Raw genomic sequence first — 13,339 nt, 5'->3', positions numbered from 1 at the left:
AGCTTGGTAAAAAGGAAATTAACATGAAATACGGCTATTTCGATAACGACAATCGCGAATACGTCATTACTCGCCCTGACGTCCCTGCGCCATGGACTAACTACTTAGGCACAGAAAAGTTCTGTACCGTTATCTCACACAATGCTGGAGGTTACTCTTTCTACAACTCTCCAGAGTATAACCGTGTTACTAAGTTCCGTCCGAACGCAACATTTGACCGCCCTGGACACTATGTCTACCTACGTGATGATGAAACTGGTGATTACTGGTCAATCTCTTGGCAACCAGTAGCAAAAAGCCTAGACGAAGCAAGCTACGAAGTTCGCCATGGTCTTTCTTACTCAAAGTTCAAATGTGAATACAGCGGTATCACCGCTACGAAAACACTGTTCGTACCTAAAGGTGAAGACGCAGAAGTATGGGATGTCGTGATTAAAAACACTTCCGATAAACCACGTACCATCAGTGCGTTCTCATTTGTTGAGTTCTCATTTAGTCACATTCAATCTGATAACCAAAACCATCAGATGTCACTGTACTCAGCGGGTACCGAGTACCGTGAAGGCGTGATCGAATACGACCTTTACTACAACACCAATGACTTTGAAGGTTTCTACTACCTAGCTTCAACATTTAGCCCAGACTCATACGACGGCCAGCGCGATAGCTTCTTAGGTCTATACCGCGATGAAGCAAATCCAATTGCAGTCGAGCAAGGCAAGTGTTCAAACACAGCGCAAACTTGTTACAACCACTGTGGTTCACTCCACAAGCAGTTCACTATCCAGCCGGGTGAAGAAGTACGCTTTGCTTACATTCTAGGTATCGGTAAAGGCAACGGTGAGCGTCTACGTGAGAAGTACCAAGATCTTGCTAATGTTGATGCCGCATTCGCTGGCATTAAACAGCACTGGAACGAACGTTGTGAGAAATTCCAAGTGAAGTCTCCAAACGAAGGCCTAGACACCATGATCAACGCTTGGACACTTTACCAAGCAGAAACCTGTGTCGTATGGTCTCGTTTCGCGTCATTTATCGAAGTCGGTGGACGTACAGGTCTTGGCTATCGCGACACCGCTCAAGACGCAATTTCTGTCCCTCATGCTAACCCTGAAATGACACGCAAACGCCTTGTTGATCTACTTCGAGGCCAGGTGAAAGCAGGTTACGGTCTGCATCTATTTGATCCAGATTGGTTCGATCCAGAAAAAGCCGATGTTGCCCCATCAAAGTCACCAACGGTTGTTCCAACACCATCGGATGACGACAAGATCCACGGTATTGAAGATACCTGTTCTGATGACCACCTATGGCTAGTGCCTACTATCTGTAAGTACGTAATGGAAACGGGTGAGCACGGCTTCTTTGATGAGATGATTCCATACGCAGACGGCGGTGACGCCTCTGTCTATGACCATATGAAAGCGGCACTGGATTTCTCTGCTGAATACGTTGGTCAAACGGGTATCTGTAAAGGTCTTCGCGCCGACTGGAATGACTGTCTAAACCTAGGTGGTGGTGAATCATCAATGGTTTCATTCCTACATTTCTGGGCTCTACAAGAGTTTATCGACCTAGCTAAGTTCCTTGGTAAAGACCAAGATGTAGCTAAGTACACTGAAATGGCGGCGAACGTGCGTGAAGCATGTGAAAGTCACCTTTGGGATGACGAAGGTGGTTGGTACATCCGCGGTCTGACTAAAGATGGCGATAAGATTGGTACAGCGCAACAAGCAGAAGGTCGTGTACACCTAGAATCAAACACACTAGCAGTTCTTTCTGGTGCGGTTTCTCAAGAGCGTGGCGAGAAGGCGATGGATGCGGTAGATGAGAACCTATTCTCTGAATACGGTCTGCACCTAAACTCTCCTTCATTCGCAACGCCAAACGATGACATCGGCTTCGTAACACGCGTATACCAAGGCGTTAAAGAAAATGGCGCGATCTTCTCTCACCCTAACCCATGGGCATGGGTTGCAGAGGCGAAGCTTGGTCGTGGTGACCGTGCAATGAAGTTCTACGATGCACTAAACCCATACAACCAAAATGACATCATCGAAAAACGTATCGCAGAACCATACTCGTACGTTCAGTTCATCATGGGTCGTGACCACCAAGACCACGGTCGTGCAAACCACCCTTGGTTAACAGGTACCTCTGGCTGGGCATACTTCGCCGTAACCAACTTTATCCTTGGTGTACGAACTGGCTTCGATGGTCTAACGATTGATCCATGTATCCCAACCGATTGGCCTGGCTTCGAGGTAACTCGTCAATGGCTAGGCGCGACTTACAACATCAAGGTTGAGAACCCAAGCTCAGTGAGCAAAGGCGTTAAATCAATCACTGTGAACGGTGAACTTATCACTGGCCACGCTGTTCCGGTTCAGGCTGATGGCAGCATCAACGACGTTGTTGTTGTACTCGGTTAATTGTCAGCAGAGCCTCTTCACAGAGGCTCTTTGTTTACTTAAAGGATTAAACCATGATTAAGTTCGGAACAGGTGGCTGGCGCGCATTTATCGGCGAAGAGTTTACCAAAGACAATGTCCAGCTTGTTGCCCAAGCACTGGCCAACATCATTAACAATGAACAAGTGGCAGATAAAGGCTTCGTGGTCGGTTATGACCGCCGCTTTTTATCAGACAAAGCAGGCCGCTGGTTTACTGAAGTACTCGCAGCAAACGCCATCAAAGTTAGCTTTATTGATAAGTTTGTCCCAACTCCTATTGTAATGTTCAAAGCCAAAGAGATGGGCTGTGCCTACTCTGCGTGTATTACCGCTTCTCATAACCCGGCCGACTACAACGGTATTAAAGTGTTTATTGAGGGCGGACGTGATGCGGATGAAATCATTACTGAAAAGATCGAAACTCAAATCGCTCAACTAACACTCGCAAAAGTAAAGTCAGTCGAATTTGATCAAGCGGTTGAAGATAAACTAGTTGAAGTCATTAACCCAATGAACGAGTTTGTTGACTCGATCATTAACTTCATTGATATCGAATCAATCAAAAAGGCTAACCTACGCGTACTGATCGACCCAATGTTTGGTGTGGCGAAAAACGCGCTACAGACAGTATTGATCAATGGTCGCTGTGATGTTGACGTAATCAATGATGGTAAAAACCCTGACTTTGGCGGCTTAATGCCATCACCAAGCGCAGCAACCCTATACCGCTTGAAACATCTTGTTGCGGCTGAAGGCTACGATATTGGTATTGGTACTGATGGTGACGCTGACCGCCTGGGTATCATCGACGAAAAAGGTAACTTTATTCACCCGAATGAAGTGCTGATGCTGCTTTACTACTACCTATTGGAATACAAGGGCTGGAAAGGCTCTGTGGTACGTAATATTGCCACAACACATATTCTCGATAAGATCGCTGAAGGTCATGGCGAGAAGTCTTTCGAAGTACCTGTAGGCTTTAAGCACATCAGCTCACAAATGGAAGCGGACGATTCACTGATTGGTGGAGAGAGCTCCGGTGGTTTAACGATTCGCGGTCATATCAAAGGTAAAGATGGTGTGTTTGCTTCTAGCCTACTGGTAGAAATGCTATCAGTAACGGGTAAAAAGCTATCTGAACTGCTAGATGAGATCTACGGTAAATATGGTTACGCCTACACCGCAGAAGGTGACTGTACCTTTAAGCCGGCGCAGAAAGAAACGCTTTACAACCGTATCTATGTTGAGAAGCAGTTACCTGAGTTTGAGTATGAGATCGATAAGGTGAGCTACGACGACGGTGCCAAAGTGTACTTTAAAAATGGTGGCTGGGTGATCGCTCGCTTCTCTGGTACTGAGCCACTGCTGCGTATCTTTGCTGAAATGGCTGATAAAGAGACGGCTGAGAAAGTCGTTCAGCAAGTGAAAGAGTTCTTGCAGTTATAGTTGTCACTCGACTTCGCACTAAAAAGCCCGGTAGTAATACCGGGCTTTTTCAATACTTTAAAAGGCGAGAACCCCTTGAGTTTCGACCTTGACTGACACTTGCTGGCCAATCGTCAATGGCTCTGCTGAGCTTGCGAGTAGACGACTGCCACTAGCATCAATCACGTAGCGGCAATGATCACCCATAAACTGCTGCTCAAGCACTGTCACTGCGCTCTCTTCAGCAGCACTAATCTGCACATGCTGTGGACGCAATAGTAACTCACACTGTTCGCCAATCTGAATATGCTGCTGGGCTGTTGCCTCAACCAAGCCAAGCTCAGTTTCAAACTCTGACTCCGATGAACGGGTCGCGCTTAAATAACTACCGCCACCTAAGAAGTCAGCGACAAACTTACTGGATGGCTGGTAGTAAAGCTCACTTGCGGTACCATATTGCTCGATGACACCGTGGTTCATCACTGCCATCTTATCGGCAAAGGCAAACGCCTCTTCGCGGCTGTGAGTAACAAAAATCGCGGTCACACCTTGTTTCTTGAAGATCTTGCGGATCTCACCAATCAGCTCATGGCGTACCTGAGTATCGATATTCGAAAACGGCTCATCAAGCAGCAATAAATCTGGCTTATAGGCGAGTGAGCGAGCAATCGCGACACGTTGCTGTTGACCACCAGAAAGCTGATGGGGGTAACGCTCCGCATAACCAGATAAATGAACCAGCTCCAGCATCTCGGCAACTTTAGCGTGTTTCTCTGCCGAAGAAACATCACGCAGACCGAAAGCGACGTTTTCCGCGACAGTCAGGTGAGGGAACAGCGCATAATCTTGAAAGATCATGCCGATATTACGTTGTTCCGGCGGTAGCCAATTCGCACCATCATCGATCATCATGCAGTTCAAGCTCATCGTGCCTGAACTCAACGGCAATAAACCGGCAATCGCTTTAAGTAAGGTTGTTTTACCACAACCACTCGCCCCTAGCAGACAAACAATCTCACCTTGAACTACTTCGAGTGACAAAGACTCTAGAACCGTTGTCTGCTCGTCGTATTTACACGTTAAGTTATTAATGGATAGTGCACAGCTCATTAGTGGGAATGCTCCAAAGAACGGTTAACAATGACTAAAGGAACTAAACCAACCAGAACAAGCAACACCGCTGGCATCGCTGCCAGTTCCAAGTGCTCATCAGAGGCAAAGTTATAAACATACGTAGCCAAGGTTTCAAAGTTAAAAGGTCTTAACAGTAGCGCTGCATTAAGCTCTTTCATTGACTCGATAAAGACAAGTAAGCCAGCAATCAAAGCACCACGACGAACCAATGGAAAGTGGATGCGCCATAGCATGGAATTAGCGTTACAGCCCATGGTGCGTGAAGCCATATCGAGTGAAGGAGAGACTTTACTCAAGCTACTTTCAATGCTACCAATCGCTACCGCAGAAAAGCGTACTACCATGGCAAAAATCAGTGCGAACATTGAGCCGGAGAAAATCAGCCCCGGTCTGCCCCACTCCATCCACTTGGCAATATCATTCACCAAATGATCCATAAACAAAACTGGAACCATGACACCTATCGCTAGGACGGTTCCCGGTACAGCATAGCCCATCGATGAGATACGCATAAATGCCAAACTTCTTCGGCCCGGATTTACTCGTTGGCAGAAGTTAACCACCAGCGCAACGAAGACACCAATAATCGCCGCAGTGAACGAAACATATAAGCTATTCAGTGCGTACTCGCGAAACTCTGCGGTCCAGCTTTGGGCAAAATATTTGTAAGCATAGATAATTAGCTGGCCAAGAGGGAAAATAAAGGCGATACAAACCAATCCCCAGCACCAGAAAACAGCCAACCACTTTTTCCACCCTACCAGTACATAACGAAAGTCTTCACGACTACTGAACTGATTTTGGAATAGCTTCTGTTTACGGCGACTGTATCTTTCAGAGCTCAGCAGCAAGATAACGACCACCAGCATAATCGCTGAGATCTTAGCCGCGGCGGTCAAACTTGAGTAACCAAGCCAAGTATCATAAACCGCGGTGGTTAAGGTGTTCACCGCGAAGTAACTAACGGTACCAAAATCACCTATTGTCTCCATAGCAACCAGAGAAAGGCCAACCGCTATTGAAGGGCGAACTAAAGGTAATGAGATGCGGCGAAAACTCTCCCAAGGAGAACACTTCAATAGACGTGCAGACTGGAGTAACGAGACGTTTTGCTCCATAAACGCAGCACGACATAATAAATACACGTACGGATACAATACTAGCGACAGAACAATGATCGCGCCGCTAATGGTACGAATATCTGGGAACCAATACTCACCTGGGCCCCAGCCAGTCAAATCACGTAATAAGATTTGAATCGGCCCTGCAAAATCGAACCAGTCAGTGAATATATAACCAACGATATACCCAGGCATTGCTAGGGGAAGCACTAATGCCCATTGCAATACTTTCTCTCCTGGGATACGGCACATCGCCATAATCCATGCAGAAGGAATACCTAGTACAAGAGAAAGCGTCATGGTACCCAATACAAGAACAACCGTATTGTAGGCATAGGTGGGCATAACTGTGGACATCAAATGAGTGAAGAGCTCATTTGTTTCGCCAACAGCTGTGGTAAATATTGCTAAGATCGGCAAAACCAATAGCAAAGCTAGTACTCCGCTACTGGTTTTCCATAAGTAATTCTTTTCTTTCATCGCCTAATTACAACGAGGCTATATGAAATATAAATGCGTTTGCAAATACATCTCATATCCCTTTGATAGTCTAGGGGTATTTATACCGATATACGTAAGTGACTTCAAGGTACACTGTGCATTAGCGTGCAATGGAAGTGTTTCGATATAAAACAAACAACCCCAAGTGTCTAAAAACCAGACAGCTTGAGGTTGCGCTCTAATGGGTCAAAGACCCACTATTAAGACTATTATAGGTCGAATTTAACTTCGTCTAGAAGTTTAATTGCTGCTTCATGATGGTCAGCAATCGCATCTAGAGAAAGTGTGTCTGCTTTGAACTCACCCCAAGACGCTACTAGCTCTGAAGGTTTAACGTCAGCTTTCACTGGGTATTCGTAGTTAACTTCTGCGTACATGCTCTGAGCTGTGTTACCAGCTAAGAATTCCATTAGCTTAACTGCGTTCTCTTTATTAGGAGAGTACTTAGCCATCGCCATACCAGAGATGTTTACGTGAGTACCTGTTGTCTCTTGGTTAGGGAAGTTAATGTATACCGCGTCAGCCCAAGCTTTCTGCTCTTTATCGTTAACCATCTTACCTAGGTAGTAGCTGTTACCAAGAGAAACGTCACATAGACCTTCTTTAATCGCTTTAACCTGTGCGCGGTCATTACCTTGTGGCTTACGAGCTAGGTTAGCTTTAACGCCTTCTAGCCACTGCTTAGTTTCCGCTTCGCCTTTGTGAGCGATCATCGCTGATACTAGCGATACGTTGTATGGGTGCTTACCGCTACGTGTACAAATTTTGCCTTTAAACTCAGGCTTAGCAAGATCTGCGTATGTGAAGTCTTCACCTAAACGACCAACACGGTCACGTGAAGAGTAAACGCTACGAGTACGAGTTGTTAGAGCGAACCACTCATTGTTAGTATCTTGGTACTGTGCCGGAATGTTTTTCTCAAGAACATCACTTTCTACTGCTTGAACAAGATCTTTCTTAGTCAGCTCAGATAGACGGCTGATATCTACCGTTAGAACAACGTCAGCAGGGCTGTATTCGCCTTCTTGAGCTAGCTTCTCTGCTAGACCTTTCTTTGCAAACTTAACGTTTACTTTGATGCCCGTTTCTTTAGTGAACTCGTTGAACATAGGCTCAACTAGGAAAGGTTGACGGTAAGAGTATACGTTCACTTCTTCTGCAGCGATTGCCGCTGTTGGTGCAATTGTCGCACAAGCTAATGCAGAAAGAGTCAGCAGTTTTTTCATTGGTTCAGTCCTTTAACTATCGTAATGATAACGTTTATCAGTTGCGTTATTATATTCATCATGATTTAGAAAACAATGACCAAGAACAAAAAAACCTGCTCATCTGAGCAGGTTTTTGCCTTGAAAATATGTAACAGCTTGTAAATCACTTCACTGTAACAAACTCTGGATATGCGCCAACACCACAGTCATGCATATCCATACCTTCTAGTTCTTCGTCTTCTGAAACTCGAATACCTACAGTCGCTTTAAGGATAGCCCATACCACTATACTTGCACCAAATACCCACGCAAAGATCACTGCCGCACCAAGAAGCTGAGCACCAAATGTTGCATCACCGTTGCTAAGTGGCACAACCATCAGACCGAAGAAGCCACACACACCGTGCACTGAAATCGCACCGACTGGATCATCAATCTTAAGCTTATCTAAGCCAACAATACTGAATACTACAATCGCACCAGATACTGCACCAATAGCCACTGCGTATAGCGGTGATGGTGAAAGTGGGTCTGCTGTGATTGCGACTAGACCAGCTAATGCACCGTTAAGAATCATGGTTAAATCAGCTTTGCCCCAAGTGGTTTTACATACAAATAGTGCAGCAATTGCACCTGCTGCTGCTGCTGCATTGGTATTAAGGAAGATTTGACCAACCGCTGTAGCATTTTCAAAATCTGATACCATCAACTGTGAACCGCCGTTGAAGCCGAACCAACCGAACCACAAGATAAATGTACCTAATGTTGCAAGAGGCATATTTGAACCAGGAATTGGGTAGATTTCACCGTTCTTACCATATTTACCTTTACGAGCACCTAGTAGTAGTACACCTGCTAGCGCCGCCGCAGCACCTGCCATGTGAACGATACCTGAACCAGCGAAGTCACTAAAACCTGCTTGGGATAGGAAACCACCGCCCCAAGTCCAGTAACCTTCCATTGGGTAAATGAATGCGGTAAGCACGACAGAGAAGATTAAGAATGACCAAAGCTTCATACGTTCAGCTACCGCACCTGATACCACTGACATTGCGGTTGCAACGAATACCACTTGGAAGAAGAAGTCAGATTCAAGTGAGTGGTCTGCGCCCTCTCCTTGAGTACCGATCAGTGCACCAAACGATGGTAGCCAGCTGCTGTCACCATTATCGACATACATGATGTTGTAGCCAACAATCAGGTACATGGTACAAGCAATTGCATATAGGCAGATGTTTTTAGTTAAGATCTCGGTAGTGTTTTTTGAGCGAACGAGGCCTGCTTCTAACATTGCAAAACCCGCTGCCATCCACATTACTAACGCACCTGAAATGAGGAAGAAAAAAGTGTCTAGTGCGTAACGTAACTCAGTTACTGTTGTTGATAATTCCATCTTATTGTCTCCAGTCCTTTGAATTCTTAAAGCGCTTCTGCGTCCATTTCATTAGTACGAATACGCACAGCTTGAGTCAGGTCGTAAACAAATATCTTACCGTCACCGATCTTACCGGTATGTGCCGCCTTAGTTATCGCTTCAATTACACGGTCAACGTTTTCTTCTTGCGTGGCTATTTCTAGTTTTACTTTTGGCAAGAAATCAACTTGGTACTCAGCGCCACGATAAAGCTCCGTGTGACCTTTCTGTCGGCCAAAGCCTTTCACTTCTGATACAGTCATCCCTTCAATACCAACATCGGCTAGGGCTTCACGTACATCGTCTAATTTGAACGGTTTAATAATCGCATTAATAAGTTTCATCGCATCCTCTCTGCAAACTGTCATCCTTTTGTCTTATACAATCCAAGGTGCGTGCCAAGTTTCTATCTAATTGATTTAAATAAAGAACCACTTTATAGAGCAACATAAAAACAAAAAAGGCGCACCAACTCGGTGCGCCCTTTTCACAACATTAAAGCAAGACAACTGCAGTTCACCAATCAGGTGCACTACTTGGTCGTTAGAAACGTTTTCCACTGTTCAATAAGATCTTCGAAATCATCAATACCGCAACTCGCGGTACTTTCACTGTCGTAAAAATCAAACTCGCTGCCTTCATCCATCTCTTGGCCGTGGCCAAGCACATTTTCTTGGACAACAATCTCGTCACCTTGAGCATTAAGTGAAATCTCCGCGCCGACAAGCGTGTGTTCAAGTTGAGGCGCTTGACGAACTTGCTCAAGCAGATTTTCTACTTGTTCGATTTTTTGCCAATCTTTACCGATTTCTTCTTGCAGCCAGCGACCTACAATCTCATGTCCCATGCTCGATTTAACATAGTATTCGCCCATTAATGTGTTTCTAATAAACTCGAATTCCATAAGACACCTCTAAACTTTATGGGCGGGAGTATACAAGGACTAAAGATGAGAGGCGAGGCATAGACGACAAAGTCCATTCTTATGATTGATAACAACTCCCCCTTGTCACCCTCAAGAATGAGTAACGAGTCAGTTAGAGAGCTTTTAAAGCAACCACATACCGGAAGAGATTCCCTACTCCTTCCTTCGTCAGTCTATGGAATGACAGGTAGCCTTGTACTTGACATATATTCTCTTGGTGCACAAAAAAAGCGCCTACCGAAGTAGACGCTCTCAATTCTATGCCTCAATCAAATATGACGAGGGATTATGCTGGCTCTTGGAAAATAACCGTATCCGCTTTTTCCGTGTACTGACCCATTTTATGGAAGTTCAGGTAACGGTAAGTATCCGCTGCCGTCGCATCAATCTTCTGAGCGTACTCTAGGTACTCTTCTTTCGTCGGGATACGACCTAGAATCGCACCAACTGCAGAAAGTTCTGCAGACGCTAGATAAACGTTGGCACCTGTACCTAGACGGTTCGGGAAGTTACGCGTTGATGTAGACATTACTGTTGCTTTGTCTGCTACGCGTGCCTGGTTACCCATACATAGAGAACAGCCCGGAGTTTCAATACGAACCCCTGCACGGCCAAAGATACCGTAGTAGCCTTCTTCCGTTAGCTGGTCTTTATCCATCTTAGTTGGTGGCGCAACCCATAGGCGAGTGCTCAGAGAACCATTGAACTCTTCTAGCATCTTACCCGCTGCACGGAAGTGACCGATGTTGGTCATACAAGAACCGATGAACACTTCTTGAATCTCAGTACCTTGAACGTCAGAAAGAAGACGAGCATCATCTGGATCGTTTGGTGCACATAAGATTGGCTGATCGATGTCAGCAAGGTCGATTTCGATAACGTGAGCGTATTCGGCATCTGAATCAGCAGACAGCAACTCTGGGTTCGCTAGCCACTCTTCCATCGCCGTAATACGACGTTCGATAGTACGCACATCCCCGTAGCCTTCAGCGATCATCCACTTAAGCATAACGATGTTTGAGTTTAGGTACTCTTCGATAGACTCTTGAGATAGCTTAACGGTACAACCCGCAGCAGAGCGCTCTGCCGATGCATCTGACAGCTCAAATGCTTGCTCAACAGATAGATGCTCAACACCTTCAATCTCTAGAACACGGCCAGAGAATTCGTTGATCTTACCGGCTTTCTCTACTGTTAGTAGACCTTGCTTGATACCGTATAGTGGAATTGCATGTACTAGGTCACGTAGCGTGATACCAGGCTGCATTTCACCTTTGAAGCGCACCAAGATTGATTCTGGCATATCAAGTGGCATAACACCTGTCGCAGCAGCAAATGCCACCAGACCAGAACCAGCAGGGAACGAAATACCTAGAGGGAAACGAGTATGCGAGTCACCACCTGTACCAACAGTATCAGGTAGAAGCATACGGTTTAGCCATGAGTGAATAACACCATCACCCGGACGTAGAGAAACACCTGCACGGTTCATGATGAAATCAGGTAGCGTATGGTGAGTATTCACGTCAACTGGTTTCGGGTATGCAGAAGTGTGACAGAATGACTGCATGACTAGGTCAGCAGAGAAGCCAAGACACGCAAGGTCTTTCAGCTCATCACGCGTCATAGGACCGGTTGTATCTTGAGAACCTACTGTTGTCATCTTCGGCTCACAGTACTGACCTGCACGCACGCCTTCAACGCCACACGCTTTACCAACCATCTTCTGAGCTAGTGTGTAGCCTTTATCTGAAGCTGATGGGTCAATTGGCTTAGCAAATAGATCAGTTTCTTCTAGACCAAGAGCGGTACGAGCACGGCTTGTTAATCCACGACCGATGATCAGTGGAATACGACCACCAGCACGTACTTCATCAAGCAGTACTTTGCTCAGTTCAAAGTTAGAAATTTCTGCGCCATCTTTACGTACAACACCTTCATACGGGAAGATATCAATCACATCGCCCATGTTCATGTCTTGAACATTAAGCTCGATTGGCAGTGCGCCTGAGTCTTCCATCGTGTTGTAGAAGATTGGTGCAATTTTGCCACCTAGACACACACCACCAGTACGCTTGTTTGGTACGTACGGGATATCATCACCCATGAACCAAAGCACTGAGTTAGTTGCCGATTTACGTGAAGAACCGGTACCAACAACATCACCTACATACGCAAGTGGAATACCGTCTTTTTGTAGCTCTTCGATTTGTTTAATTGGACCAACATTGCCTGCATCATCAGGGTTGATGCCATCACGTTCCATCTTCAGCATCGCTTTTGCGTGTACTGGGATATCAGGACGTGACCATGCATCTGGAGCTGGAGATAGGTCATCGGTGTTGGTTTCACCAGTGACTTTGAAAACTTTTACAGTGATCTTTTCAGCGACTTTTTCTTTTGCAGTGAACCACTCAGCATCAGCCCATGACTGAAGAACTTGCTGCGCAGAGGCATTGCCTGCTTTCGCTTTCTCTTCTACATCGTAGAAAGCATCAAACATCAGTAGAGTATGAGACAGAGCTTTAACTGCGATAGGCGCTAATTGTGCATCATCGAGTAGAGACACAAGTGATTCGATATTGTAACCACCTTGCATTGTACCTAGCAATTCAGCCGCTTTTTCTTTGCTGACCAGTGGCGATTCAACTTCACCTTTAGTGATGGCAGTTAAGAAACCCGCTTTTACATAGGCAGCTTCATCAACACCCGGTGGAATGCGGTTCTCTAGAAGGTCAAGAATAAACGCTTCTTCACCTTGAGGGGGATTTTTAAGAAGTTCCACAAGGCCTGCAACTTGCTCGGCATCTAGTGGTTTAGGAACAACTCCTTCGGCAGCACGCTCTTCGACGTGTTTACGGTAGGCTTCAAGCACGACTTTTTCCTCTCATTGCGGTTCCTCCCTCTTATTGCTATTTATTCAAAGAATAAGGGAGTGAACATCCTTGGAAACTTGGCTCTCCTTGCCATATTTTTCATTCAATGCTGACTGAGAAACAGTGCCAGAGAGGCCAAACTGTGGGCGGTAGGATAGCAAATTTAACCTTAAATTAAAATCTCATCATTTTGACCAACATAGCAACTTAAGACTAAAGTTTTATGATTTTTACTCACTTATCATGACTATTCCCACCTCATAAGAAATGGGAATAGCCCATA

General features: G+C 45.5%; 9 protein-coding genes. 2 read left to right on the top strand and 7 right to left on the bottom strand.

The window, feature by feature from the left end; all coding sequences use genetic code 11:
- Positions 1 to 23: 23 nt before the first annotated feature.
- Positions 24 to 2,432, top strand: coding sequence for a glycoside hydrolase family 94 protein (locus VIA_RS01620; RefSeq protein WP_004410103.1), 2,409 nt, complete (start codon positions 24 to 26; stop codon positions 2,430 to 2,432).
- A gap of 53 nt (positions 2,433 to 2,485) precedes the next feature.
- Positions 2,486 to 3,898 (top strand): phosphoglucomutase/phosphomannomutase family protein, encoded by a 1,413-nt coding sequence (locus VIA_RS01615; protein WP_004410102.1) that lies wholly within the window; start codon positions 2,486 to 2,488, stop codon positions 3,896 to 3,898.
- Between the two features lie 57 nt (positions 3,899 to 3,955).
- Here the strand turns inward: VIA_RS01615 and VIA_RS01610 are convergent, their stop codons facing one another.
- The 7 genes from VIA_RS01610 to acnB all read right to left on the bottom strand — a co-directional run bounded on the left by VIA_RS01610 (position 3,956) and on the right by acnB (position 13,055).
- Complete coding sequence (locus VIA_RS01610; protein WP_004410101.1) at positions 3,956 to 4,987, bottom strand: ABC transporter ATP-binding protein; 1,032 nt, start codon at positions 4,985 to 4,987, stop codon at positions 3,956 to 3,958.
- The gene (locus VIA_RS01605) at positions 4,987 to 6,612 is read right to left on the bottom strand and encodes an ABC transporter permease (protein ID WP_004410100.1); all 1,626 of its coding nucleotides are present in this window, start codon (positions 6,610 to 6,612) and stop codon (positions 4,987 to 4,989) included. The genes VIA_RS01610 and VIA_RS01605 overlap by 1 nt, the downstream gene beginning before the upstream one ends.
- Before the next feature lie 230 nt (positions 6,613 to 6,842).
- Positions 6,843 to 7,859 (bottom strand): Fe(3+) ABC transporter substrate-binding protein, encoded by a 1,017-nt coding sequence (locus VIA_RS01600; protein ID WP_004410099.1) that lies wholly within the window; start codon positions 7,857 to 7,859, stop codon positions 6,843 to 6,845.
- Between the two features lie 145 nt (positions 7,860 to 8,004).
- Entirely contained in the window at positions 8,005 to 9,234 is a 1,230-nt protein-coding gene (locus tag VIA_RS01595) for an ammonium transporter (protein ID WP_004417567.1), read from the bottom strand.
- A 26-nt stretch (positions 9,235 to 9,260) separates the two neighbouring features.
- Complete coding sequence (locus VIA_RS01590) at positions 9,261 to 9,599, bottom strand: P-II family nitrogen regulator (protein WP_004410096.1); 339 nt, start codon at positions 9,597 to 9,599, stop codon at positions 9,261 to 9,263.
- A gap of 188 nt (positions 9,600 to 9,787) precedes the next feature.
- Positions 9,788 to 10,159, bottom strand: coding sequence for a YacL family protein (locus VIA_RS01585; protein WP_004410094.1), 372 nt, complete (start codon positions 10,157 to 10,159; stop codon positions 9,788 to 9,790).
- Between the two features lie 307 nt (positions 10,160 to 10,466).
- Positions 10,467 to 13,055 (bottom strand): bifunctional aconitate hydratase 2/2-methylisocitrate dehydratase, encoded by a 2,589-nt coding sequence (gene acnB, locus VIA_RS01580; protein WP_004410092.1) that lies wholly within the window; start codon positions 13,053 to 13,055, stop codon positions 10,467 to 10,469.
- Positions 13,056 to 13,339: the final 284 nt, after the last annotated feature.

The organism is Vibrio orientalis CIP 102891 = ATCC 33934, assembly GCF_000176235.1.
Lineage (GTDB): Bacteria > Pseudomonadota > Gammaproteobacteria > Enterobacterales > Vibrionaceae > Vibrio > Vibrio orientalis.
The sequence above is the reverse complement of the archived record's forward strand: the minus strand, read 5'-3'. Positions and strand labels throughout refer to the sequence as shown.